This is a genomic window from Bounagaea algeriensis (assembly GCF_054491375.1).
Genome location: NZ_CM137102.1, coordinates 1,450,037 through 1,473,636 on the forward strand (window position 1 = coordinate 1,450,037; position 23,600 = coordinate 1,473,636).

The 23,600-nt window shown below is 69.6% G+C and carries 21 protein-coding genes; 11 read left to right on the plus strand and 10 right to left on the minus strand.

Annotated features, from left to right (window positions below; all coding sequences use genetic code 11):
• The first annotated feature begins 61 nt into the window (after positions 1-61).
• Positions 62-847 (plus strand): maleylpyruvate isomerase N-terminal domain-containing protein, encoded by a 786-nt coding sequence (locus ACVGV2_RS06620; RefSeq protein ID WP_459165160.1) that lies wholly within the window; start codon positions 62-64, stop codon positions 845-847.
• A 17-nt stretch (positions 848-864) separates the two neighbouring features.
• Here ACVGV2_RS06620 and ACVGV2_RS06625 read toward each other — a convergent pair whose 3' ends face one another.
• Entirely contained in the window at positions 865-5,526 is a 4,662-nt protein-coding gene (locus ACVGV2_RS06625) for an ATP-dependent helicase (protein WP_459165161.1), read from the minus strand.
• A 221-nt stretch (positions 5,527-5,747) separates the two neighbouring features.
• The gene (locus tag ACVGV2_RS06630; RefSeq protein WP_459165162.1) at positions 5,748-5,879 is read right to left on the minus strand and encodes a hypothetical protein; all 132 of its coding nucleotides are present in this window, start codon (positions 5,877-5,879) and stop codon (positions 5,748-5,750) included.
• Between the two features lie 37 nt (positions 5,880-5,916).
• Here ACVGV2_RS06630 and ACVGV2_RS06635 point away from each other — a divergent pair, with 37 nt between their 5' ends.
• Positions 5,917-6,111, plus strand: coding sequence for a DUF3046 domain-containing protein (locus ACVGV2_RS06635; protein ID WP_459165163.1), 195 nt, complete (start codon positions 5,917-5,919; stop codon positions 6,109-6,111).
• A 32-nt stretch (positions 6,112-6,143) separates the two neighbouring features.
• Here ACVGV2_RS06635 and ACVGV2_RS06640 read toward each other — a convergent pair whose 3' ends face one another.
• Positions 6,144-6,884 carry a DUF4383 domain-containing protein gene (locus tag ACVGV2_RS06640; RefSeq protein ID WP_459165164.1) on the minus strand — a complete coding sequence of 247 codons (741 nt, stop codon included), beginning with the start codon at positions 6,882-6,884 and terminating at the stop codon, positions 6,144-6,146.
• A gap of 309 nt (positions 6,885-7,193) precedes the next feature.
• Here ACVGV2_RS06640 and recA point away from each other — a divergent pair, with 309 nt between their 5' ends.
• The 4 genes from recA (at position 7,194) to ACVGV2_RS06660 (ending at position 11,962) form a co-directional block, all read left to right on the plus strand.
• Positions 7,194-9,581 (plus strand): intein-containing recombinase RecA, encoded by a 2,388-nt coding sequence (recA, locus tag ACVGV2_RS06645; RefSeq protein WP_459165165.1) that lies wholly within the window; start codon positions 7,194-7,196, stop codon positions 9,579-9,581.
• 8 nt (positions 9,582-9,589) lie between these two features.
• Positions 9,590-10,174, plus strand: coding sequence for a regulatory protein RecX (locus tag ACVGV2_RS06650; protein ID WP_459165166.1), 585 nt, complete (start codon positions 9,590-9,592; stop codon positions 10,172-10,174).
• 569 nt (positions 10,175-10,743) lie between these two features.
• Positions 10,744-11,133: a hypothetical protein gene (locus ACVGV2_RS06655; RefSeq protein WP_459165167.1), complete on the plus strand. Its 390-nt coding sequence runs from the start codon at positions 10,744-10,746 to the stop codon at positions 11,131-11,133.
• A gap of 172 nt (positions 11,134-11,305) precedes the next feature.
• The gene (locus ACVGV2_RS06660; protein WP_459165168.1) at positions 11,306-11,962 is read left to right on the plus strand and encodes a hypothetical protein; all 657 of its coding nucleotides are present in this window, start codon (positions 11,306-11,308) and stop codon (positions 11,960-11,962) included.
• Positions 11,963-12,650: 688 nt separating this feature from the next.
• Here the strand turns inward: ACVGV2_RS06660 and ACVGV2_RS06665 are convergent.
• Positions 12,651-13,088: an Imm1 family immunity protein gene (locus ACVGV2_RS06665; RefSeq protein WP_459165169.1), complete on the minus strand. Its 438-nt coding sequence runs from the start codon at positions 13,086-13,088 to the stop codon at positions 12,651-12,653.
• Positions 13,089-13,493: 405 nt separating this feature from the next.
• Between ACVGV2_RS06665 and ACVGV2_RS06670 the strand changes: the two genes are divergently transcribed.
• Both ACVGV2_RS06670 and ACVGV2_RS06675 read left to right on the plus strand, forming a co-directional pair.
• On the plus strand, positions 13,494-13,682 hold the full coding sequence (locus tag ACVGV2_RS06670; RefSeq protein ID WP_459165170.1) for a DUF397 domain-containing protein: 189 nt from the start codon (positions 13,494-13,496) through the stop codon (positions 13,680-13,682).
• A 62-nt stretch (positions 13,683-13,744) separates the two neighbouring features.
• Positions 13,745-14,428: an HAD family hydrolase gene (locus ACVGV2_RS06675; RefSeq protein ID WP_459165171.1), complete on the plus strand. Its 684-nt coding sequence runs from the start codon at positions 13,745-13,747 to the stop codon at positions 14,426-14,428.
• 209 nt (positions 14,429-14,637) lie between these two features.
• Here the strand turns inward: ACVGV2_RS06675 and eda are convergent, their stop codons facing one another.
• Together eda and edd are read right to left on the minus strand one after the other, a co-directional pair.
• Positions 14,638-15,258, minus strand: a complete 621-nt coding sequence (gene eda, locus ACVGV2_RS06680) for a bifunctional 4-hydroxy-2-oxoglutarate aldolase/2-dehydro-3-deoxy-phosphogluconate aldolase (RefSeq protein ID WP_459165172.1) — start codon at positions 15,256-15,258, stop codon at positions 14,638-14,640.
• 32 nt (positions 15,259-15,290) lie between these two features.
• The gene (gene edd, locus ACVGV2_RS06685) at positions 15,291-17,129 is read right to left on the minus strand and encodes a phosphogluconate dehydratase (protein WP_459165173.1); all 1,839 of its coding nucleotides are present in this window, start codon (positions 17,127-17,129) and stop codon (positions 15,291-15,293) included.
• Between the two features lie 281 nt (positions 17,130-17,410).
• Between edd and ACVGV2_RS06690 the strand changes: the two genes are divergently transcribed.
• Positions 17,411-18,043 (plus strand): transporter substrate-binding domain-containing protein, encoded by a 633-nt coding sequence (locus ACVGV2_RS06690; protein WP_459165174.1) that lies wholly within the window; start codon positions 17,411-17,413, stop codon positions 18,041-18,043.
• Between the two features lie 12 nt (positions 18,044-18,055).
• Here ACVGV2_RS06690 and ACVGV2_RS06695 read toward each other — a convergent pair whose 3' ends face one another.
• The 4 genes from ACVGV2_RS06695 to ACVGV2_RS06710 all read right to left on the minus strand — a co-directional run bounded on the left by ACVGV2_RS06695 (position 18,056) and on the right by ACVGV2_RS06710 (position 21,340).
• Positions 18,056-18,916 (minus strand): amino acid ABC transporter permease, encoded by an 861-nt coding sequence (locus ACVGV2_RS06695; RefSeq protein ID WP_459165175.1) that lies wholly within the window; start codon positions 18,914-18,916, stop codon positions 18,056-18,058.
• The gene (locus tag ACVGV2_RS06700; RefSeq protein ID WP_459165176.1) at positions 18,913-19,563 is read right to left on the minus strand and encodes an amino acid ABC transporter permease; all 651 of its coding nucleotides are present in this window, start codon (positions 19,561-19,563) and stop codon (positions 18,913-18,915) included. The genes ACVGV2_RS06695 and ACVGV2_RS06700 overlap by 4 nt, the downstream gene beginning before the upstream one ends.
• Before the next feature lie 66 nt (positions 19,564-19,629).
• The gene (locus tag ACVGV2_RS06705) at positions 19,630-20,568 is read right to left on the minus strand and encodes a glutamate ABC transporter substrate-binding protein (protein WP_459165900.1); all 939 of its coding nucleotides are present in this window, start codon (positions 20,566-20,568) and stop codon (positions 19,630-19,632) included.
• Positions 20,569-20,584: 16 nt separating this feature from the next.
• Positions 20,585-21,340 (minus strand): amino acid ABC transporter ATP-binding protein, encoded by a 756-nt coding sequence (locus tag ACVGV2_RS06710; protein WP_459165177.1) that lies wholly within the window; start codon positions 21,338-21,340, stop codon positions 20,585-20,587.
• Between the two features lie 253 nt (positions 21,341-21,593).
• Here ACVGV2_RS06710 and miaB point away from each other — a divergent pair, with 253 nt between their 5' ends.
• Both miaB and ACVGV2_RS06720 read left to right on the plus strand, forming a co-directional pair.
• On the plus strand, positions 21,594-23,084 hold the full coding sequence (gene miaB / locus ACVGV2_RS06715; RefSeq protein ID WP_459165178.1) for a tRNA (N6-isopentenyl adenosine(37)-C2)-methylthiotransferase MiaB: 1,491 nt from the start codon (positions 21,594-21,596) through the stop codon (positions 23,082-23,084).
• Entirely contained in the window at positions 23,078-23,593 is a 516-nt protein-coding gene (locus ACVGV2_RS06720) for an Rv2732c family membrane protein (RefSeq protein ID WP_459165179.1), read from the plus strand. The genes miaB and ACVGV2_RS06720 overlap by 7 nt, the downstream gene beginning before the upstream one ends.
• Positions 23,594-23,600: the final 7 nt, after the last annotated feature.

Sequence of the window (23,600 nt, forward strand, 5' to 3'; positions counted from 1 at the left end):
TGGCCGGGGCGGGGACGGATGCACCGGACGTGGCAGACGCGCCGAAACCACCGACCGCCCGGTGCCCGCGTCATGCGCGGTGCGCACCCCGGCGCCCGAGGAGTTGCGCGAAACCCTCGGCAGGGAGGGCCGATCCTTCGCCGACAGCGCGCGGCAGTCCCGGCCGGACGCGCCGGTCGTCGGCGCGTCCGGCAGAACGGCCGGTGAAACGGTCCGCCACCTCGTCCGCGAGTACGACGGTGCACTGTCCCGGTTGGACTCGCGGCAGCGTATCGCGTCCGCGGGCACCGGCTCGGCACGCACTGAGGTGGCCGTCTCGGTGGAACGTTTCGTCGACCGGCTGGCGGCACTGCTTGCCGAACTCGGGACGCGGTCGCCGTGGGAATCGTGCTCCACCTGGTGGCCCGCGGACGGGACGGTCCGCTTCTGGCTGCGGCGGCTGACCCACGCCACGCTCCTCGGACGCGTCGACGTGCAGTCGGCCACGGGTGCGGGCTTTGACCCCGTTCCCGCTGCGATCGCCGAGGACGGCATCGACGAGATGTTGCGGTTGTGGTTCGCCTACCGACTGCCCGTGCTCGGCGTAGCCGGCACGCACGCCGGTGCGGTGCACGTGCGCACCGGCGGCAACAGTTGGATGGCCTGCGCCGATGAGCGCGGTGTCGCGCTGCGACCAGCACGCGACTGCCCGCGTGGTGCGGACGCCGTGGTCACGGGCGATCCGGATCGCGTCTACCTGTGGCTGTGGGGGCGACTGCCGGACCGGGCGGTGACCATCGCCGGCGATCTGCGAGCCGCAGCCCAACTGTGGGGCCTGCTCCGATTGTCCACGCACGGAGCGTCCTGACCGTGAGCGGCTCGGCGTCAGGAGCGCAGCCGCAGTCCTTTCGGCGTGACGCGGAAGCCGACCTCGGTGAGGATCTCGGCCAACCGCGTTCCCCAAGCGCCCTCGCCATCGGTGCGGCGCACCGTCACCTGTTCCAACCACCCGTGCCGCACCGCTTCGGCAAGGCCGGTCGCCCCTGCGCGCAGGAGCGACTCGTCCGTGGTGAAGGACAGCAGCGACCGGCCGCCGCGTTCCAGGTAGAACACGGCTTGGCCTGCCACCAGGACCACGAGCGCCCCGGCTTTCCGCCCCGGGCGGTGCCGCGTCCCGCTTTGCGGCGCGGGCCAGTCCAGCGCCGCACCGAATGGTTGCGCCGGGTCGGCTGCGGCAAGAACGAGTGCCGCGTCCTCGTTCTCCGCGGACTCCTCGGTGGTGGAGAAGGACCGCAGGCGGTCGATCGCCCCGGATACGGCGAACTGCGCGGCACCGAGCCCTTCGACGACGTAACCGCGCCGGCAGTGGCCTGACTCCTCCATCGTGCGCAGCACCTTGTACACGGCGGAGAACCCACCGGTGTGGCGTTCGATGTCGAGCGCTCCACGCGTGAGCACCCCGTGCCGCTCGAGGAACGACTCGGTGCGCGCCTGCGCCCGCCGCGTGGCCTCCTCACTGGGCAGCGGAGCGAGTGACCACCGCCCGGACACCGTGGGCGGACCGGTCCGGCTCGGCATGTTCGGGCGCCCCGCGCGCAGGCCCGCGTAGCGCCCGCGCGGAGCGGAACGCTGGGAGCGGTGCTTCGCCGCCCCGCCGCCGAGGCTCGCCCGCAGCGGCGCGAGGGTGTCGTTGGTGACCCGTCCTGCCCACACCAGGTCCCACAGCGACGCGGCGACCTCCTCGTCGGACGGGGCGGCCTCGCCCCGGGCTGTGCTCTCCCGGCCGATGCTCTCGACCAGCTGCCGGAAGAACAACGCTCCACCGTGCAACGACGTCAGCACCGCCTGCTGCAGCGGTGCGTCGAGTGGCTCCTCGGGGAGGTCCGGCAGCAGCAGGTCCGCCACATCCGTCGGTGCCACCGCGATCCAGCCGTCCCCACCGGACAGAGCCCCGGAACCGACCCATGTCACTTCGCCGCTCGAGGTCAACTCGTCCAACAGCGCCGGCTGGTATCCCGGCAGCCGGGAAGGCAGGATCAACGACTCCAAAGCGCTGGCCGGAACCGGAATGCCGGCGAGCTGTTCGACGACCGCGTAGGCCTCCTCGACGTTCGGCGCGTGCCGCTGCCGCACACCGATGCCGTGCCACGACGGCAGGAACCGCGCCAGGGCGCGCTGGTCGACCGGTTCGACCTCGGCTCGCAGCCGCGCCAGCGACGCCCGTCGCAGCCGCCGCAGCACTTCGCTGTCGCAGTACTCGAGCGTGCCCCCACCGCCCGCCTGCAGTGGACGCAGCTCCCCGGTGACGAGTCGACCGCTCGTCGTCAACTGGTCGAGCACGCTGTGCACCACGCTGACACCGAGACCGAAGCGCTGAGCCGCGGACTCGGCCGTGAACGGTCCGCGGCAGCGGGCATAGCGGATCAGCAGCTCGGCGAGCGGATGCGCGGACGGTTCGGTGAACGCTTCCGGAACTCCCACCGGCAGCGCCACCCCCAGAGCATCGCGCACCTTGCCCGCGTCCTCGACGGGGATCCACCGCGGTTCTCCAGCGATGCGCACGTGCAGCACCCGGTGCTGAGCCTGCAGCTGTTCCAACCACTCCACCCGAGCGCCCCGCTGCTCGGCCTCGTGCGAGGAAAGATCGCCGAGCGCAGCCAGCATGTCCATCGTGGACTCGACGTCGAAGGCGCGGCGATCCTCGCTGCTGCGCTGCAGCCGCTGCTCCACTTCGACGACCACGTCGGGATCGAGCAGTTCGCGCAGCGCCTCCGAGCCCAGAAGTTCGCTCAACAGCGTGGAATCCAGGCTCAACGCGGCCGACCGCCGCTCCGCCAGCGGCGCGTCCGACTCGTAGAGGAACATTCCCGCATAGCCGAACAGCAGGTTCCGCGCGAACGGCGACGGGTTCGGCGTCTCCACCTCGACCGTGCGGATCCGCCGCGCCGCCACGTCCCGCATGATCGCGGTCAGCCCGGGCACGTCGTAAACGTCCTGCAGGCACTCCCGCATCGCCTCCAGCACGACCGGGAACTCCTCGTACTGCGAGGCCACGGACAGCAGCTGCGCCGCCCGCTGGCGCTGCTGCCACAGCGGGGTGCGCCGCCCCGGATCGCGCCGCGGCAGCAGCAACGCACGCGCGGCGCATTCCCGGAAACGCGCGGCGAACAGCGCCGAACCGCCGACCTCGTCGGTGACGGCCTGCTGCACTTCGTCCGGGTCGAACAGCACGTCCTCGGCCGCGGGCACCACTTCGCCCCCCGATTCGTCCCACGCGTCGGCCATCCGCAGCACGATGCCGTCATCGGAGGCGACGACCTGGGCGTCGACCCCGCGGCGTTCCCGCAGTCGCGCGCCGATGAGCAGTGCCCACGGGTCGTTCACCGGTGCGCCGAACGGCGAGTGCACCACCAGCCGCCAGTCACCCAGCTCGTCGCGGAAGCGTTCGACCACCACGGTGCGGTCGTTCGGCACGTGCCGCGTCGCCTGCCGCTGATCCTCCACGTAGGACAGCAAGTTGTCCTGCGCCCACTTGTCCAACCCGGCTGCGGCGATGCGTTCGCGGGCGCTGTCCTCCTCCGCGGAAACGAGTTCCCGGACGAACGCCCCCACCGCGCGCCCCAGTTCCAGCGGTCGTCCGGGCGAATCGCCGCGCCAGAACGGCATCCGCGCCGCCTGCCCCGGAGCGGGCACGACCACGACCCGGTCGTGGGTGATGTCCTCCACCCGCCACGCCGAGGTCCCCAGCAGGAACGTGTCCCCGACACGGGATTCGTAGACCATCTCCTCGTCGAGCTCGCCCACGCGCGTACCGCCGCGGCCGTCTCCCTCACCCGGTGTGGTCACCAGGAACAGCCCCCGGTCCGGGATCGTGCCCCCGGAGGTGACCGCCAGGCGCTGCGCCCCGGGGCGGGCCCGCAACTCGTCGTTGACCCGGTCCCACACGAGGCGCGCCCGCAGATCGCCGAACTCCTCGCTCGGATAGCGGCCCGCGAGCATGTCCAGCACCGCGTGCAGCGCGGAATCCGGCAACCCCGCGAACGGCGCGGCTCTGCGCACGACGCCGGCCAATTCGGCGAGCCCCCAGTCGGCCATCGCCACCATCGCCACGACCTGCTGGGCCAGCACGTCCAGCGGATTGCGCGGGTAGGACAGCTCCTCGATGAGCCCGTCGGACATCCGCTCGCTGACCACGGCGCAGCCGATGAGGTCGCCGCGGAACTTGGGGAACACCACTCCGCGCGAAGCCGCATCCACGTGGTGGCCCGCACGTCCGATGCGCTGCAACCCGGAGGCCACGCTCGGCGGCGTCTCCACCTGGATCACCAGGTCGACCGCGCCCATGTCGATGCCCAGCTCCAGCGAGGAAGTGGCCACCACGCAGGCCAGCGTGCCGGACTTGAGCTCGTCCTCCACCTGCGATCGCTGCTCCTTGGACATCGAGCCGTGGTGCGCCCGCGCCACCGCGCGATCGCTGCCGACCGTCACGCCGGACGCGCCCGGAGCCGCTGCGGGGAACTCCTCCACCGAGCGCTCGGCCCCGTCCTGCTCCTCGGCGAGCTCGTTGAGCCCCGCGGTGAGGCGTTCGGCCAGCCGGCGCGAGTTGGCGAACACGATCGTCGACCGGTGTTGCCGGACGAGTTCGAGCACGCGTTCGCGCACCGACGGCCAGATCGACGCGTGCTGGTCCGCCCCCGCCGCAGCTCCCCCCGCCGCAGCTCCCCCCGCCGCGGTTCCCCCCGCCGCAGCTCCCCCCGCCGCGGTTCCCCCCGCCAGCTCCGCTCCGGTGGAGCGCTCCGAGCCGCCCAGCTCGGCCATGTCCGGAACCGGCACCTCCACCCGCACTTCCACCTGCTTGGGGTGCTCCGGCTGCACCAGGCGCACCGGACGTCCGCCGGCCAGGTACGTGCGGACTTCGTCGACCGGGCGGACCGTCGCCGACAGGCCGATCCGCTGCGCCGGCTGCGGCAGCAGCGCGTCCAGCCGCTCCAGCGACAGCGCCAAGTGCGCGCCACGCTTCGTGCCGGCCACGGCGTGCACCTCGTCAACGATCACCGTCTGCACACCGCGCAGCGCCTCCCGCGACGCCGAAGTCAGCAGCAGGAACAGCGATTCCGGGGTCGTCACCAGCACGTCCTGCGGCTTGCGGGCGAACGAGCGGCGGGCCTCGGACGGCGTGTCCCCCGTGCGCACCCCCACGGTGATCTCCGGAGGCTCCGCACCGCGGCGTTGCGCGGCCTGGCGCATCCCCGCCAGCGGCGAGCGCAGGTTCCGCTCGATGTCCACCGCGAGCGCCTTCATCGGCGACACGTAGAGCACGCGGCAGCGGTGCTGGGGATCCTCCGGTGGGCCGGTGGCAGCGAGCCGGTCCAGGTTCGACAGGAACGCCGCCAGCGTTTTGCCGGAACCGGTCGGGGCGACGACCAGGGTGTGCTCGCCGGCCGCGATGGCGCTCCACGCGCCGTGCTGGGCGCGGGTGGGAGCGGCGAACGCTCCGCGGAACCAGTCCCGGGTGACCGGGGAGAACGCCTCCAGTACGTCGTCCATGCCCCCATGCTGGCGCACGGGCACGACACCGCCTCGATGCGCATCGGTGGTGCGCGGCGTGCCGGGCAACCGCTGCCGACGCGCCGGGGCGCGGTGGGGCCAGTCGGCAGGACTCAGCGGCAGGACTCAGCGGTGGGGCTCAGCCGGCGGAACTGCCGGCGGAGTTCAGCGGCAGGGCAGCAGCGGCAGGGCAGCAGCGGCAGGGCATCAGTGGCAGGGCATCAGCGGTTGCGCTGATCCCACAGGAACTTCAGGGACAGCACCACGACGACGAGGAGACCCGCACCGATGACGAGCTTGCCGAGCGGCGAGGTCAGACCAGTGGGATCGGCCTGGGCGAGCAGCAGCACCATGCCTCCAGCGTACGAAGCACCCGTAAGGTGGTCGGCGATGCGTCACACCTTGTTCCGCGAGCGGATGACGGCCGAGTTCGGTGAACTCCGCGCCGACATGCTCGCGCGCGACCACGTGCTGACCTCGCTGGGGGAGCGCACCGTCAACGAGGCGATCGAGGCCGGGATGCCGCCGAAAGAAGTCTGGAACGCGGTGTGCGAGGAGTTCGGCGTTCCCCAATCGCACCGGTAGGTGTTCGCAGAGCTGCGGTCGGCGAGCTGCGGTCACCGCGGGGGAGCGTTCGGGTGCTCCGGTTCGGAGTAGTCGGCCCACGGGTTCTGCGAACTGATCTGCTGCTCCTGGCTGTGCCCGTGCGAGGCGTGGTGTTCGTAGGCCCGCTGCCGCTCCGCGAGCTGGTGCTGACGTGCCCGGGCCCGCACGAGCCGGTCCTGCTCGGGGGTGGGGTGCCCTTCGCCGAAGGCGATCTCGGCACGTGCGATCGAGGTGAGTTCCTCGACGCGGCGTTCCTCGGAGGTGCGCTGCTCCGGCACTTCCCGGGTGGGCGGTTCGCGGTGGCGGTAGCGCACGAACGGGTTGTCCTCGGGCAGCCCGCCGCTGAGCCGTCCGTAGGTGCCGAGGAACAGCAGCAGCAGCCCGGCGACGAAGCTGAACACCACGTTTTCGAAGCGGAACGCCAGCACGTTCCACGGGGTGTTGATCAGCCCGATGTTGACCAACCCGGACAGGAAGAACAACCCGCCGATGGTCACGGTGGTGGTGGAGGCCACGATGCCGCCCCAGGCCGCGGCTCCGACCAGCACGACACCGACCACCACGGAGATCAGCGCCAGGAGTCCGTTGCTGGACAGGCCGAGGATGTCGATGCCGCGGGTGGCGAACAGCGGGACGCTGTTCGACAGGCCGAGCGCCCCGAACACGACCAGTCCGACTCCGAAGATCGCGGCCCCGACCCGGTAGATTCGACTCAACGGGTGGTCTGCCGGCATGTAACGATCCATCCGCATGATCGGCACCTCCTCGGGTGCGCGGTGGGTTCGTCGCGGTGCCCGCCGGACGGACGCCGGTGGCGGAACCGCTGGGGCACCACTGGGGGCACTGCTGAGGCACCGCTGAGTATCCGCGTTGACGAGGGTGATCGCCAACATGACACGAACAGGCGACAACGAGGGTGTGTCGGCCAGGTGATCGAACAGATTTTCCCCTAGGATGGAGGGCGTGGGATCGCCGCGCCGGTAGTGCCCGACGGCGGCGGTGTCGGTCCCTCCGCTTAGCGTGGCGATGAACGGACTTGACGTACTCCGAGGTGGACCCCGATGGCAGCCGACAAGTCGGACAAGAACCAGGACAAGAACAAGGCGCTGGAGCTGGCTCTCGCGCAGATCGACAAGCAGTACGGCAAGGGTTCGGTGATGCGGCTCGGCGAGGGGACGCGGGCTCCCGTCGAGGTCATTCCCACCGGTTCGATCTCGCTGGACGTGGCGCTGGGTACCGGCGGGCTGCCGCGGGGGCGCGTCGTGGAGATCTTCGGCCCGGAGAGCAGCGGGAAGACCTCGGTGGCGCTGCACGCGGTCGCCGGCGCCCAGCAGCAGGGCGGTACGGCGGCCTTCATCGACGCCGAGCACGCGCTCGACCCGGACTACGCCAAGGCCATCGGTGTGGACACCGACTCGCTGCTGGTGGCCCAGCCAGACACGGGTGAGCAAGCGCTGGAGATCGCGGACATGCTGATCCGCTCCGGTGCGCTGGACGCCATCGTCATCGACTCGGTGGCCGCGCTCGTGCCCCGCGCCGAGATCGAAGGCGAGATGGGCGACAGCCACGTCGGCCTGCAGGCCCGCCTGATGAGCCAGGCGCTGCGCAAGCTCACCTCGGCGCTGTACAGCTCGCAGACGACGGCGATCTTCATCAACCAGCTGCGCGAGAAGGTCGGCGTGATGTTCGGCTCTCCTGAGACCACCACGGGTGGTAAGGCGCTGAAGTTCTACTCCTCGGTGCGGCTGGACGTGCGTCGGATCGAAACGCTCAAAGACGGGTCCGAGGCGGTCGGCAACCGCACGCGCGTGAAGGTCGTGAAGAACAAGTGCGTCGCGGAGGGCACGCGGGTGCACGACCCGGTCACCGGCGTGACGCACCACGTCGAGGACATCGTCGACAACCAGCTGCCCGTGCACGTCGTGGCCGCGAACAAGAAGGGCGAGCTGTCGGCGCAGCCGGTGGTGGCCTGGTTCGACCAAGGGGAGCAGGACACCCTGGGGCTCCGCCTCCGGGATGGCGGCGAGCTGCGGGTCACCCCCGATCACCAGGTGCTGACCGACCGGGGGTGGCGCTTGGCGCAGGATCTGGAACCCGGCGACCGGGTGGCGCGTCCGCGGCGGTTCGGACAGTGCGGTTCCTCCGCTCCAGTGCCGGCTGAGCACGCCAGGATGCTCGGCTACCTGATCGGCGACGGCTACGTCGGCGGCAAGACCCCGATCCAATTCTTCAATGCCGAGGAGTCCCTGCGTGCGGATGCCACCCGGATCGCGGAAAGCCTGGGTTGCCGCGCCCACTGTCGAGAAGGCTCGCTGTCCGTGACGTTTTCGCACGCACCGGGCGTGCAGAACCGTCTGCTCGAACTGTGCCGGGAGCACGAGATCCGGGGTACCACGGCGCAGGACAAGGCAATTCCGTCGGCGTTCTTCGACGAGGACATCGACAGCGACGTGCTCGGAAACCTGGTCTTCGGGATCTTCGAATCCGACGGCCACGTTTCGCAGGAGGAGACCGGCGGCCTGCGGCTCGGGTTCACCACCGTTTCCGAGCAACTCGCGCACCAGCTGCACTGGTTGCTGCTGCGGTGGGAGATCGGCAGTGTCGTTCGCAAGCGCGCAGCCGGACGCGCCGGGGGGACGATCGACGGACGCACCGTGCTCGGCAAGAACGACATCTGGGAGATCCGCGTCTCCGGAATCGACAATGTCCAGCGATTCGCCGAGTTCGTTCCGATGTGGGGTCCGCGCGGGACCGCATTGACGCAGGCACTCGCGGAGTTCTCCGGTCGGTACCGCGCGTCGCAGCGCAACTACGTGCCGGACGAAGTGATCAAGCCGGTGCTGTGGCGCTTGCGCGATCTGGAGGTGAATCCGCGCCGGGCAGCGGAGCTGATCGGCGACAAGGCCGGTGACCCCAAGCTGGGAATGCGGGCCGTCCTGGGGTCGCCGCGGATGCGCCGCGATCGTCTCGAGGTCCTGGCCGCAGCTTTGGAGGATCCGTTCCTGTTGGACGTGCTCAGTGATCAGCTGTGGTACTCCAAGGTGGCCGAGGTGCTGCCGCTCGAGCCCCGCCGCACCTTCGACATCGAGGTGGATGAGCTGCACAACTTCGTCGCCGATGACGTGGTGGTGCACAACTGCGCACCGCCGTTCAAGCAGGCGGAGTTCGACATCATCTACGGCATCGGGATCAGCCGCGAGGGCTCGCTCATCGACATGGGTGTGGAGCACGGCATCATTCGCAAGTCCGGGGCTTGGTACACCTACGAAGGCGATCAGTTGGGCCAGGGCAAGGAGAACGCGCGGAAGAACCTGCGGGAGAACCCCGACACCGCCAACGAGATCGAGAAGAAGATCAAGGAGAAGATCGGGCTCGGCGCCGATGCGGGAGCCTCCGGCGAGGCCACCGAGGGCGGCGGTGATGACGAGGCCGCTCCGGTCGACTTCTGATTCCGGCCATGGCAGGCGGCAGTGAGTACCGCGGCGACGGGGAGGGCACGCGACCTTCCCGTCGCCGCGACACCGCAGAGCAGCAGCATGCGGACGATCCGGAGCAGTTCGCGCGGGAGGCGGTCTACCGACTGCTGGCCAGCCGTGCCCGCAGCCGCGCGGAACTGCGCGAGGCGCTGGCGCGCAAGGAGGTCGAGACCGGGATCATCGACAGCGTGCTGGGCAAGTTCGTCGCCGCCGGATTGGTCGACGATGCGGCGTTCGCCGAGGAATGGGTGGCCTCTCGCCGACGTTCGCGGGGCCTGGGGCGTCGCGCCTTGCGGCACGAGCTGCGCAAGAAGGGTATCGACGAGGAGATCATCGCCTCAGTTCTGGACGCTGTGGACAGCGATGACGAAGAAGAGCAGGCGCGGGAACTCGTGCGCCGCAAGCTGGCCACCTCGCGTGGTGGCGATGCGACCGCGGTGACCCGACGGCTGGTGAGCATGCTCGCACGGCGGGGATACCCGGAGGGGTTGGCTCTCCGCGTGGTGCGCGAAGAGCTCGAGTCATCCGATGTGGACGGTCCGGAGTCGGAGGCGGAGAGCCCGTGAGGGCGTCCGCACCGTGATCGCCCCCGGGTCGCTGGAGTGGGTGCACGTGACTGTTCTGCCTGGTACACGAAAAACCCCTCCCCAGAACCATCACGTCAGGGTTGTGGGGAGGGGCTTTTCGTTTCTCAGGGCTTGTCAGGCCCGTGGAGGAAGCCACCCGTCAAGGCTGGCGGTGTCTGCTTCCAGTGACCGGGAACGCGGTTCGGCGTATGATGACTGTCGTCATCGTCGTTTCGCCGACGGTGCACTTCAGTGGCAATCACTGTGATTGCCAGGACCACAAAGACAGGCAGAACCTCAACCCATGCGGCCATGGATACTGCTCCACTAATGTCGAACAGCCCTGAAGCGGTGTGCTTCCGGCGCAGCTCAGTCTGCCAATCGGCACAGGAGCGCGCCACCGCCAATGGTGCGACGGCAGTCACCCCTACTTCCTCGGCAGCTCCATCACATCGCCAACGTCCCCGTTGAAGGTTCCTTCGCCTCTTGCTCGTCCTCCTCGCGGGCCAGTGCGCCGGGGTAGTGGTTGCGGATCCGGGCCAGGGTTGCGTTGTCGAGCGTGTCGGGGTGTGGGCGGTGCGGTGGCCTCGGCCTGGGTGGTGGCCGTGGCAGTGGAGGGCATCCGCAGCTACGGTCTCGGCCTGAGCGGAGCGTTGCACGCTGCCGGGCTGACCGTGATCGAAATCGAGCAGCCCCACCACGAGCTGACCACCACCCGAACCAGCCAGATCAACCGGCTGCGCGCACTGCTGCTGGTCGGCGACGACACCGACCGCACCCTGTCCCGCAGCAGCCTGACCCCGGCGACCCTGGACACGATCGCTGACCGCGACAGCCAGCCCGGCGACACCCGCGAACGCACCATCCGGCGAGGCGGAATCCGCCGTCTGGCACGAGTCATCCGCGATATCGGGCGGGAATTGGTCGACAGCGGGAAACAACTGTCCACAGTGGTGTAATCCCTCGTCTCCACACGCTTCTTCCCGCCGGCGAAAAGTCACAGAGTGACGCTGGAGCAGCAGGTGTTACATGCACGCGCTGTGACAAACAGCGCACGGTGTGACGTACTGGTTGGGCAGCACAACTGGTATGATCACGGCAAAGCGATCAAGTCGTACTTCTGGGGAGATTATGACGTACCAACCTCCGCCGCCGGGATACGCTGCGCCCTCGCAGCTTCCGCGGGAAAAGTTCAAGGGTCTAGCGTGGTCCGGACTCATCCTCGGCATCGTCGGTGTAGTCGGGTCGATCATCCCGATCCTGAACAACCTGACTGCCGTCGCGGCGTTCGTGGGGCTGATCCTGGCCATCATCGGTCTGTTCGGCACCAAGAAGGTTGTTGCTGGTATCGGGGCCGGGCTATCCGTCCTGGCGGTCGTGTTCACGGTGCTCGTGCAACAGGCGTTCATGAACCAGTTGGACGAGTCGTTCAACAACATCGAGGGAACGCCTCAGGGTGCAACGAACGGAACCGAGGGCGCGTCACCGAGCGCTGAGAACGCGGACGGTGGCGGAACCGTGGTGTACACGGTCGAAGGCAGCGGCTCCGGTATGAGCGTGACCTACGGAGCGAACGGATCGACCTCGCAGGACACTGACCCCACTTTTCCGTGGAGTGCGGAGGAACCCGCCGGTGAAGGATTCGACTTCTACACCCTGACTGCGCAGAACGGCGATAACGGTGGCGAGGTGACGTGCCGCATCTCGATCGACGGTCAGGTGGTCGATGAAGCCACGTCCACCGGGGCGTACTCGATGGTCAACTGTAGCGGCAACACGGGCTTCTGAGAGGCTGCCGTGGACCAGGCGCAGTACGGCTACCAGCAACCTGGAGGGGGTCCGGACCAGGGACCGCTGCCCGAAACACGACTGCGTGCCTGGCCACGGTGCTCGGTGTAAGCGGTGGGGTAGCTGCTGCCATGGCATATGCCTGCGCCGATTCATGCGCCGTTCCCATGACCCCCGTCACCGGCCCGGTCTGCGCGGTGTGCATCGGTGGGTTCGCGGCCGTCGGCGGAACTTCGATCGGCGCCGTCGCGAGCTGCTTCTGAGGTGATCAGCGATGCCTAGGAGTTCTTACCGACTCTTCTTCGCCTTCTTAATCGGCATGGTGCTGGCAGCGGTAGGTCTCATTATGCTCGCCCCCGGCCTTGCCGAATCCAGAAGCGCGCTCTGTTGAGCAATCTCCGTAGCTTTGGGGCTGACCGTCGTGGGGTGCGCGTTCGCCGTAAAGCACGTGCGACCCGATCGCAGGGCCCCCAAGTGAAGTAATCTCCAAGACCCCGGCAAAGCGGGACCTGGGCAAGGCCGCAGGTGGAGTGTTGCGACCGAGGGTAATGGCGTCGGTTGACGCGAATCCGAGGTAGCCGGACCCTGCACTACTAGCTCGACCGACGGCGAATGTCTCCGTTGCTGGCGATTATTCGGCCCCGGCCGGCGTTGGTTCGGCCGGGGCGTTCGTTTGTGCTTCCGCCTCTTACGCGTCCTGCTCAGGATAAGGTGGACGAACGTCGTCGAGCCGTACCCAGTCCACGCACCGCGGGCGGGTTCCTGTCCGGGCGTACTCGTACAACGCCGCGTGTGCCGCCGCAACCGGGACTTCCGCGCCCGACGGCACGGCCATGTGATGGCCGTATCGGCTGAAGTAGTCCACCCAGTGCGAGTAGGCGCCGCCAGCAGGTACGTGAACATCGGTCGCGGTGAACCACGTCAGCGCTCCGACGTCGCCGCGCACACCCACCGTCAGACTCGGCTCGTACTCGCCGGCCGTGTGCTGCAGAAACCACACTATTCCGGCGTCGTCGCTGCGTCGTTCCCGATCAGCATCGCACAGCTCGCGCACGAGCTCCTCGGCGTCGATCTCCGGCGAAACGATCACGTCGGCCGATTCGAGCAGCGGCGTTGTGCTAGTCATGCTGTCCCCTTGTACGTGCGGGTCTCGGTGCGGAGGAATGCTCCGCGGTGCGGACGTGATCGTCCGGTTGACCCTCTCCAGCTCTTCAGAGCTCTCCCCTGAACAGGGTTCGGTATCCGATAGCGCGAGGCCGGACGATGCGCTCGGGGGTACGCACCGTCCGGCCCCGAGGCGTAATGCCACTCATAGGGGGCACGGGGCATCACGCCTGGTCATTTTCGCTGTACTCGGTCAGCACAGGTGTCTGATATGTGCGAACCAAGTGCGCCAGCGTCTGCAGCTGATTCCGCTCCTCCCGGCTGACCTCTCCGCGGGGAAGGCGGACGCCACGCTGTCGCATGGCCCGGTCCGTCGCGCTTACAACGCCATCGCAGGTGGACGCGGAGGAACTTGAAAGGAGCTGACGTGCCTTCCCCGAGCAACTGGCGGAAGTCCAGCCGCAGCCAGGGCGCGCACAACTGCGTTGAGGTCGGCCGTACCGACAGCGGCGCTGCCGTGCGTGACACCAAGGACCGCAGCCTCGGCTACTTCACGATCGACCAGACCCAGTGGCAGGCGTTCATCGCGGCGGTAAAGACCGACCGGTTCGTCTGAACCTCGCAGGCTGAGCGGCACCTCGGGGCGTCTCGGGGTGCCGCTTTGCATCGTTTACGCTCTTGCGCGTGGATAACGAGATCCAGCATATCGTCTGGGACTGGAACGGCACGCTGCTGGCCGACAACCATGCCGTCCTCGCTGCGGTGAACGCGGTGTGCGGTGCGTTCGGCCGCGCACCGATCGACTTGGAGCACTGGCGGGCGATCTTCAGCCGTCCGCTGCAGGCTTGCTATGAGCGGCTGCTCGAGCGGTCCCTCGGCGTGGAGGACTGGGCCCGCATCGATGCGCTGTACCACGAGGCCTACCGCGAGCAGCTGCACACCTGCGGACTGGCCGAAGGGGTTCCGAAACGACTGCACACCTGGGCCGAGGCGGGTGGCAGCCAGTCGCTGCTTTCCATGTGGTTCCACGAGGAACTCGTTCCGCTGGTGGACGAGCTCGGCCTGTCCGAGCTGTTCGACCGGATCGACGGGATCCGCGAGCAGGTCGGTGGTGGTTCCAAGGCGACGTACCTGCAGCGCCACCTGGAACGCCTCGACCGAAAGCCGCACGAGGCGGTGCTCATCGGTGATGTCGTCGACGACGCCGCGGCAGCTGAACAGGTGGGTGCCCACTGCGTGCTCGTGAGCACCGGGGTGATGAGCCGGGCGTCGCTGGTGGAGACCGGTGTTCCCGTGTGCGGTTCGGTGGACGAGGCGGTGGCGCACGTCGCCGATGAGCACCGGCTGAACGGCAGCCGCTGACGATCACGCCAGCGCGCAGCGGGAAGACGTCTCGCAGCGGAAACGACTTCGCGGTAGGAACGGGCCCACGACGGGGAACGGGCTCGCAGCGGCGTGGCGGGCCGGTGCGGGTCGTGCAGGTTTCGCATCCGGCCCGCCGCCGTGCCGCACGCGGTGCAGCCGGCCCCGCTGCAGCCGGCCCCACTGCAGCCGGCCCCGCTGCAGCGGGCCTACCGCAGCGCGGCTGCCTGTGCCGCGAGGGATTCCACGGTGGCCCAGTCGCCGGAGAGCAGCGATTCCTTCGGCGTCAGCCAGGTGCCGCCGACGCAGCCGACGTTCGGCAGCGCCAGGTAGTCCCGCGCGTTGTCCGCGGTGACGCCGCCGGTGGGGCAGAACCGCAGGTGCGGCAGCGGCCCGGTCAGGGCTTTGAGGTAGGGCACACCACCGCTGGGGCCGGCGGGGAAGAACTTCATCGCGCTGACTCCGCGTTCGGCCACCCGCATCGCTTCGGACGCGGTGCTCACCCCGGCCAGGTACGGCAGGCCCGTGGCCGCGACGTCGTCGAGCAACCGGTCGGTGGCCGCCGGGGTGACGATGTAGCGCGCTCCGGCGTCCACGGCTCGCCTGGCCTGACCGGGTTCGGTGACGGTGCCGGCGCCGACGACGACGCCCGGGACCTCGCGGGCGATCCGTTCGATCGAGGGCAGCCCGGCCGGGGTGCGCAAGGTGACTTCGATGGTGGTGATGCCGCCGCGCAGCAGCGCGTTGGCCAGTGGCGCGGCGGCCGCGGTGTCGTCGAGGGCGACGACGGGAACGACCGGGCTCAGCTCGAGCAGGTCGGTGCTGTCCATGGTCCTGCTGATCCTCCGTCCGGTGAGGTCGGTCATGCGGGCTGGTCGCTGGTGTGCTGCTGGAACGCGGTGAACACGCTGGCGCCCTGGTCGGCACGTCCCACGACGTCGCGGAAGGCGGCGAACAGTTCCCGCCCTGTGCCGTACTGGACGCTGGGCGCGGCCGGTGCGGGTTCGCGGGCGGCGAGTTCGTCGTCGGGGACGAGCACTTCCAGCGCGGCACGCGTGGCGTCGAAGCGCACCATGTCGCCGTCGCGCAGTTTCGCCAGTGCGCCGCCGGCGCTCGCTTCCGGGGTCACGTGCATGGCCGTGGGGATCTTGCCGGATGCGCCGGACATGCGTCCGTCGGTGAGCAGTGCGACCTGCTGCCCGCGGTCCTGCAGCACGCCGAGTGCGGGGGTGAGCCCGTGCAGCTCGGGCATCCCGTTGGCCTTGGGGCCCTGGTTGCGGATCACGACGACGACGTCGTCGGTGAGTTCGTCCTGTTCGAACGCGGTGGTGAACGACTGCTGGTCGTCGAAGACCCGCGCGGGCGCGGTGACCGCGCGGTGCTCCGGGCTGACAGCGGAGATCTTGGTCACGCCGCGGCCGAGGTTGCCGGTGAGCACCCGCAGCCCGCCGTCGGGGGCGAAGGGCTCGTCGATGTTGCGCAGCACGGTGGTGTCCTGGCTCGTGCTCGGGCTGTCGCGCCAGACGAGCTGGCCGTCTTCGAGGAACGGCTGCCTGCGGTAGTGGTCGAGTCCGTGCCCGGCGACGGTGGGTACGTCGGCGTGCAGCAGGCCGGCGTCGAGCAGCTGGCTGACGAGGGTCTGCACACCGCCGGCGGCGGCGAAGTGGTTGATGTCGGCTTTGCCGTTGGGGTACACGTGCGCCAGCGTCGGCACCACCGCGGACAGGTCGTTGAAGTCGTCCCAGGTCAGTTCGATGCCTGCAGCTTTGGCGATGGCCACGAGGTGCAGCGTGTGGTTGGTGGATCCGCCGGTGGCCAGCAGTCCCACGATGCCGTTGACCAGCGAGCGCTCGTTGAGCATTTCGCCGAGCGGGGTGTCGAGTTCGACGGCGCGCTGGCCGGCGTGCTCGGTCAGCGCCCGGCGCAGCGGTGTGTTCGGCGGTACGAAGCTCGTGCCGGGCAGTTGCAGCCCCATGACCTCCACGACCAGCTGGTTGGAATTCGCGGTGCCGTAGAAGGTGCAGGTCCCGGGGGAGTGGTACGAGGCCGCTTCGGCGTCGAGGAGGTCCTCGCGGGTGGCTTTGCCTTCGGCGAACTGCTGGCGGATGCGGCTCTTCTCGCTGTTCGGCAGGCCGGACGGCATGGGGCCGGCGGGCACCAGTTGCATCGGCAGGTGGCCGAACGAGAGGCCGCCGATGAGCAGCCCGGGCACGATCTTGTCGCACACGCCGAGCAGCAGTGCGCCGTCGAACATTTCGTGGGACAGCGCCACGCCGGTGGCCATGGCGATCACTTCGCGGGAGAACAGCGACAGCTCCATACCGGTGCGCGCCTGCGTGATGCCGTCGCACATGGCGGGGACGCCGCCGGCGAACTGGGCGACGCCGCCGGCTTCGCGCACGGCGTCCTTGATCCACGCGGGGAAGTCGACGAAGGGCTGGTGCGCGGAGAGCATGTCGTTGTAGGCGGAGACGATCGCCACGCCGGGTTTGCGCGCGCCGCGGATGCTCAACCGGTCGGTGCCGCTGCACGCGGCGAAGCCGTGGGCGAGGTTGCTGCACGGCATGTCGGCGCGGACGGGTTCGGTGGACGCGGCGGCGCGCATCCTGTCGAGGTAGGCGCGGCGGGTCGGCTCGCTGCGTTCCGCGATCCGCTGGGTGACTTCCGCGACGACGCGGCGGGGGCTGCCATCCGACGACATAGATCGCCTCCGTTCGTGGTGGATGCGTGGCGACGTCGTTGGCGCCTATGGCTGCGACCACACTAGTGGTGAACGTCCGTTTCCCCAAACGATCCAGTGGGGCAAAACCGTCACGGCGTTCTCGCAGCGCCGTCGTGCGGCAGCTCCCGGCGCGCAGGTTCCGTTCCTGCTGAACACGGACATGTGCACGCCGGCCATGGTGCCCGCCGGGGTGCTGTGCCAGGCTTGATCGAGTCGCGAGAACGATCGGCAACGACGGAGAACCGGCGGGACTGGGCAGGATGCGCATTGGAGCGGCACGGGCGGTGGTGATCCCCGCGGTCGCGGCGGTGGCGGTTTGCGGGGCGGCGTGCGGTGCGGAGAACGCGGCGCAGGGCCCGCCGCCGGCCTCTTCGGCCCCGCCGTCCGCGGGAAGTACCGAGAGCAGCGGGACGCCCTCGGCGGCCCCGGACACCGATGTCGGGTTGTCCTCCTCGCCGCGGTTGGCGGAGATCCGGCAGCGGGGCAAGCTGCTGGTGGGGGTCAGCGCCGACGCGCCCGAATTCGTCACCCGCGAAGGCGCCGGCGAGTACGGCGGGTTCGACGTGGAGATCGCGAAGCTCCTGGCCGAGCGGCTCGGGCTCGATCCGGGGACGCAGGTGTCGTTCCGCCGGTTGCCCGCGAGCATGCTCCGCGACGGGGTCGCTGGCGGGAACGTCGACCTGCTGCTGGGGCCGCCGCAGGAGGGCTTGCCCGCGGCGGGGACCTACGCCGTGGTCGACGGCGCGCCGCGGGTGCTCACCGTGCCGCCCGGGGACCGGCGTTTCCGTGCGGAACTGGGCGGCCACCTCGACGAGTTGATCACCGGCGGTGCGTGGCAGCGCGCTTACGACGCGACGTTGGGCGAGCAGGGCGTTCCCGCCGAACCCCGGTGATGCCTCGGTCGGTCAGCTGCCCGTCGGTTCGAGGTCGCGTTCGGCGGTGCGGGTGCTCCTGGAGCGGCTCAGGCGCCGTTCCACGTGGGCGGCCAGCCGCGTGAGCGCGTAGTTGATCGCGATGAACAGCGCGGCCACGGTCAGGTACATCGGGATCGGGTTGTGCAGGCTCTGGATGATGATCTGGGCCTGCCGCAGCGTCTCCGGATAGGAGATGATGAATGCCAGCGACGTGTCCTTGACGATGACGACGAGTTGGCTGATCAGGGCCGGCAGCATCGCGCGGAAGGCCTGCGGCAGCAGGATGCTGCGCAGCACCTGGCCGCGCCGCATGCCCAGTGCGGAGGCCGCTTCGCTCTGCCCGCGGGGGACGGCGAGCACCCCGGCGCGGATGATCTCCGCGATGATCACCGAGTTGTACGCGGTCAGTCCGATGACGAGGAACCACAGCGCCGGCAGGTCCAGGCCGATCTCGGGCAGCACCCGGTAGGCGAAGAAGATCGCGATGACCACTGGCACGCCGCGGAGCAGTTCGACCGCGCCGACGACGATCCAGCGGTACCAGGCGGCGCCGGTGATCCGCGTCAGCGCCAGCGCGGTGCCCACGACCAGTGAGAACGCCATGGCCAGTGCGGCCGCGGTGAGCGTGTTGACCAGCGCCAGCCCCATCAGCCGCCACAGCGGCAGGAACGTGCCGTCGGTGGGGTCGATGATCGGGCCCCACTTGTCCACGGTGAACTGGCCGGCGAGGGCCAGCCGGACGATCACCCAGGCGAGCACGAGGGCCAGCACGGTGCTGACGGCGATGCTCCACAGCCGTGAGCGCCGCCGTGCGCGGGGGCCGGGGGTTTCGTACAGCACCGAGTCGGTCATCGGGCGAGCGCCACCTTTCGTTCCACGACGCCGAGCAGCAGTCCCGCCGGGACCGTGAGGACGAGATAGCCGAGGACGACGCCGGTCAGCACCGGCAGCGCGGCGTAGCCCTGCGCCGAGGTCAGCGACTCGCCGACGGCGAAGAGGTCACCGCCGACGCCGAAGGCACCGGCGATGGCCGAGTTCTTGATCATCGCGATGAGCACGTTGCCCAGCGGTGGGATGACGGTGCGCACCGCCTGCGGCAGCACCACCAGCGACAGGACCTGGTCGAAGCGCAGCCCGAGCGCCCGCGCCGCTTCCGCCTGACCCGGCGACACCGAGTTGATACCGCTGCGCACCGCTTCGCACACGAACGCCGAGGTGTACAGCGCGAGTCCGGCGGCGCCGAACCAGAAGTACGACCCGTTGATGCCCAGCTCCGGCAGGCCGAAGGCCATGAAGAACAACACGACCGTCAGCGGGCAGTTGCGCAGCACCGTCACCCACGCCGTGCCCACGGCGCGCAGCGGCGGCAGCGGGGACACGCGGCACGCGGCGGCGGCCACGCCGAGCAGCAGTGCCAGCACCCCCGCGTACACGCAGATGCGCAGCGTCTGCATCAGCCCGCTGAGGTATTCGGGGAGGTTGTCGGTGATCAAGTGCATGGGCGCTCCGGAACGTGCGGTGCTCGCGGGCAGCCGGGCGGTCTGCGGGCAGAAGGTCGGCGTCGCTCAGGTGCAGGGGTCGGGCTCCGGCAGCCGCGGCGTCTCCGGTGCGACCGCACCGGCCGTGGCTTGCCAGGCCTGGCGGTAGGTGCCGTCCCGCGCTGCTTCGGCGAGGCTGCGGTTGATGAACTCGCAGAACTGCCGATCGCCGCGGTGGATGCCGATGCCGTACGGCTCGGAGGTGAAGGTGTTGCCGACGAGTTCGAACTCCCCGCCGCTTTCGGCGACCAGGCCCATGAGGATGACGTTGTCGGTGGTCACCGCTTGCACTTGGCCGGTGCGCAGTGCGTTGGCGCACTTGGAGTAGACGTCGAACAGCACGAGCTGGTCGTCGTCGACGTACTCGCGGATCTCCTCCGAGGGGGTCGATCCGGTCACCGAGCACACCTTCGCGTCGGTCGCGCGCAGCGACTCCGGACCGGTGATGCTCGTGTCCCCGGCGCGGATCATGAGGTCCTGGCCGGCTTCGTAGTACGGTCCGGCGAAGCTGATGCGCTCGCGGCGCTCGTCGTTGATGGTGTAGGTCGCCGCGACCATGTCGACCTTGCCCTGCTCGATGATCTCTTCGCGGGTTTTGCTCGGCGCCTCGACCCACTCGATGTCGTCCGGGGAGATGCCGAGCCGACCGGCGATGACGCGGGCGATCTCCACGTCGAACCCGATCGCGCCCTCCGCGGTTTGCAGGCCGAACAGCGGCTGGTCGAACTTGACGCCGACGCGGATGCTGCCCTGCTCGTGCAACCGCGCCATCGTCGTTCCCGGCGCGAAGTCCGGGTTCTGCGCCACCTGCACCCGGGGGCGGTCCTGCAACCCCTGGTCCAGCCGGTTCTCCGGGTTGCCGCAGCCGCTGAGCACGAGGGCGAGGACGGCCGCGAACACGACGGCGCACCGGAAGCGGTGCGCACGGCTGCACTGCCGGGGCGTGCGAGTCAACTGGGTCAGCACGTTGGTCACCGCTCGTTCAGTGGACGAGGATCTTGTCGAGGAACTCCCCGGCGCGCGCGCTCGCGGGAGCGGTGAAGAACTCCTCGGGTGCGGCGTCCTCGGCGATCTCCCCGTCGGACATGAACAGCACGCGGTGGGCGGCTCGCCGCGCGAAACCCATTTCGTGGGTGACCACGAGCATCGTCATGCCCTCGTTGGCGAGCCCGGTCATCACGTCGAGCACCTCGGTGACCATCTCCGGGTCGAGCGCGGAGGTCGGTTCGTCGAAGAGCATCACTTTCGGGCGCATCGCCAGTGCGCGGGCGATCGCGGCGCGCTGCTGCTGCCCGCCGGACAGTTGCGCCGGGTGCTTGTCGGCCTGGTCGGTGATGCCGACGCGCTCCAGCAGCTGCATGGCCTCGTCGTGGGCGGTGGCGCGGTCCCGGCCGCGCACCCGGACGGGGCCGAGCGTCACGTTGTCCAGCACGGTCTTGTGCGCGAACAGGTTGAACTGCTGGAAGACCATGCCGACATCGGCTCGCAGGCGGGCGAGTTCGCGTCCTTCGGCGGGCAGCGGTGTGCCGTCGATCGCCACCGTTCCGGCGTCGACCGTTTCGAGCCGGTTGACCACGCGGCACAGCGTGGACTTGCCGGACCCGGAGGGACCGAGGACGACGGCGACCTGCCCGGCCGGGATGTCCAGGTCGATGCCGCGCAGGACGTGCGCGGAACCGAAGTGCTTGTCCACGCCGGACATGCTGATCATGGGCGTGTCCGTTGCGTTCGTGCTCATGCGCGCTCCCGCGACGTGGTGGCTCGGCGGCCCGGAGCCGGTGATCACCGAAATCTAGGCGTGCAGCCGGGGTGAGTCCATACCTGCGCGGTGACGGGACGTTGCGGATCGGTTACGCGGCCGCAGCGGCGGCGCGCCCGGTGGCGGCGTTCGCGCGGAGCGCGCCGGCGGGTGCTGCGGGCGCGGAAGACGGCGGTCCCGCTGGGCACGGGCCACCTCGTGTGGCCGTTTCACCAGGGGATACCGTGGGTGCATGGCCGAGCGCACCGTTGCCCGTTCGTATGAGGTTCGCACGTTCGGATGCCAGATGAACGTGCACGACTCCGAACGCCTCGCCGGCATGCTCGAGGACGCTGGATACGTCCGAGCGGAGCCGGAGTCCGAGGCCGACATCGTCGTGTTCAACACCTGCGCGGTGCGGGAGAACGCCGACAACCGGCTCTACGGCACCCTCGGCCACTTGCGCCCGGCCAAGCAGCGCAACCCCGACATGCAGATCGCCGTCGGCGGGTGCCTGGCGCAGAAGGACAGGAACGCGATCACGCGTCGCGCCCCGTGGGTCGACGTGGTCTTCGGCACGCACAACCTCGACGCGCTGCCCACGCTGCTCGACCGGGCCCGGCACAACGACGAGGCCCAGGTCGAGATCCGCGAAGCGCTCGAGACGTTCCCGTCCACGTTGCCCGCACGTCGCGAATCCGCCTACTCCGGCTGGGTGTCGATCTCCGTCGGGTGCAACAACACCTGCACGTTCTGCATCGTTCCCTCGCTGCGCGGCAAGGAGAAGGACCGCCGGCCGGGTGAGGTCCTCTCCGAAGTCGACGCGCTGGTCTCCGAGGGAGTGCTCGAGGTGACCCTGCTCGGGCAGAACGTCAACGCCTACGGCGTCGAGTTCGGCGACCGCCAGGCCTTCGGCAAACTGCTGCGCTCGTGCGGCGAGGTCGACGGCCTGGAACGCGTCCGGTTCACCTCCCCGCACCCGCGGGACTTCACCGACGACGTGATCACGGCCATGGCCGAGACCGGCAACGTCTGCCCGCAGCTGCACATGCCGCTGCAGTCCGGCTCGGACCGGGTGCTCAGGAGCATGCGCCGCTCGTACCGCTCGGAGCGCTTCCTCAACATCGTGCGCAACGTGCGCGAAGCGATGCCGCACGCGGCCATCACCACCGACATCATCGCCGGTTTCCCCGGCGAGACCGACGAGGACTTCGAAGCCACGCTGGAGGTCGTGCGGCAGGCCCGGTTCGCCAGCGCCTTCACGTTCCAGTACTCCCCGCGTCCCGGCACGCCTGCGGCCGAACTGCCCGGGCACCTTCCGAAAGAGGTCGTGCAGGAACGCTACGACCGGTTGGTCGAGCTGCAGAACCGCATCTCCGCCGAGGAGAACCAGAAGCTCGTCGACGGCACCGTCGAACTGCTCGTGGCCGAAGGGCAGGGTCGCAAGGACAGCGAGACGCACCGGCTGACGGGGCGGGCCCGGGACGGGCGCCTCGTGCACTTCACCCCGACCGGGAACGTCGACGGGCAGGTGCGCCCCGGCGATGTCGTGCACACCACCGTCACCCGCGCAGCGCCGCACCACCTGGTCGCGGACACCGATGTGCTGACGCACCGCCGCACCCGTGCCGGCGACCACTGGGAGGAAGGCGTCCGACCGAAGACCTCGGGCGTCAGCCTGGGCCTGCCCACCGTCGGTGCGCCGGCCGAGACGACGAGCAGTCAACAGGGGTGTGGGTGTTGAGCGAGCAAGGACCCGGTGACGAGCCGAACGCATCGCGGGCAGCGGGCCCGGACGATCCCGCGCGGCGGACGACCCGCGAGCTCTCCCGCGCCGAGAAGGACGTGCTGCGGCACGTCGACCCGGGCAGGCGCGCGCTGACCATCGCCGTGGTCATGCTGGTGCTCGTGCTGTCGTGGGTGCTGCCCTGGATCGGCAGTGCCACGGGCTGGCAGGTGCTGATCGGGCAGACCGCGGAGTCGCTGGACGTGGGGCTGCTGCCGCACCTGTTCGCGATCAACTCGACGATCGTCGGCCTCGGGTTGGGTGCGCTGGCGCTGATCACGCGCCGCTGGGCGCTGTCGTTCCTCACCGGCGTGCTCGGTGCCGTGGTGGGCCTGGAGGGCGTGGTCGCGATCTGGTCGCGGCAGACGAACCCGCAGGAGGGCCCCGGTGTGGGCCTGGTGCTCGCCGCGCTGTGCATGATCGTGCTGGCCGTGCAGTGGGTGCGCATCATGTGGAGCCGCGACTGAGTCCGCC

What these genes read in the sequence shown, in the direction of transcription:
- ACVGV2_RS06630 (WP_459165162.1), bottom strand. Translation starts at nt 5,879, where the DNA reads ATGGTGCTGCTGCTCGCCCAGGCCGATCCCACTGGTCTGACCTCGCCG.
- ACVGV2_RS06650 (WP_459165166.1), top strand. Translation starts at nt 9,590, where the DNA reads ATGGCAGGCGGCAGTGAGTACCGCGGCGACGGGGAGGGCACGCGACCT.
- ACVGV2_RS06710 (WP_459165177.1), bottom strand. Translation starts at nt 21,340, where the DNA reads ATGAGCACGAACGCAACGGACACGCCCATGATCAGCATGTCCGGCGTG.
- miaB (WP_459165178.1), top strand. Translation starts at nt 21,594, where the DNA reads ATGGCCGAGCGCACCGTTGCCCGTTCGTATGAGGTTCGCACGTTCGGA.
- edd (WP_459165173.1), bottom strand. Translation starts at nt 17,129, where the DNA reads ATGTCGTCGGATGGCAGCCCCCGCCGCGTCGTCGCGGAAGTCACCCAG.
- ACVGV2_RS06700 (WP_459165176.1), bottom strand. Translation starts at nt 19,563, where the DNA reads ATGCACTTGATCACCGACAACCTCCCCGAATACCTCAGCGGGCTGATG.
- ACVGV2_RS06665 (WP_459165169.1), bottom strand. Translation starts at nt 13,088, where the DNA reads ATGACTAGCACAACGCCGCTGCTCGAATCGGCCGACGTGATCGTTTCG.
- ACVGV2_RS06695 (WP_459165175.1), bottom strand. Translation starts at nt 18,916, where the DNA reads ATGACCGACTCGGTGCTGTACGAAACCCCCGGCCCCCGCGCACGGCGG.
- eda (WP_459165172.1), bottom strand. Translation starts at nt 15,258, where the DNA reads ATGGACAGCACCGACCTGCTCGAGCTGAGCCCGGTCGTTCCCGTCGTC.
- ACVGV2_RS06625 (WP_459165161.1), bottom strand. Translation starts at nt 5,526, where the DNA reads ATGGACGACGTACTGGAGGCGTTCTCCCCGGTCACCCGGGACTGGTTC.
- recA (WP_459165165.1), top strand. Translation starts at nt 7,194, where the DNA reads ATGGCAGCCGACAAGTCGGACAAGAACCAGGACAAGAACAAGGCGCTG.
- ACVGV2_RS06690 (WP_459165174.1), top strand. Translation starts at nt 17,411, where the DNA reads ATGCGCATTGGAGCGGCACGGGCGGTGGTGATCCCCGCGGTCGCGGCG.
- ACVGV2_RS06635 (WP_459165163.1), top strand. Translation starts at nt 5,917, where the DNA reads ATGCGTCACACCTTGTTCCGCGAGCGGATGACGGCCGAGTTCGGTGAA.
- ACVGV2_RS06640 (WP_459165164.1), bottom strand. Translation starts at nt 6,884, where the DNA reads ATGCGGATGGATCGTTACATGCCGGCAGACCACCCGTTGAGTCGAATC.
- ACVGV2_RS06660 (WP_459165168.1), top strand. Translation starts at nt 11,306, where the DNA reads ATGACGTACCAACCTCCGCCGCCGGGATACGCTGCGCCCTCGCAGCTT.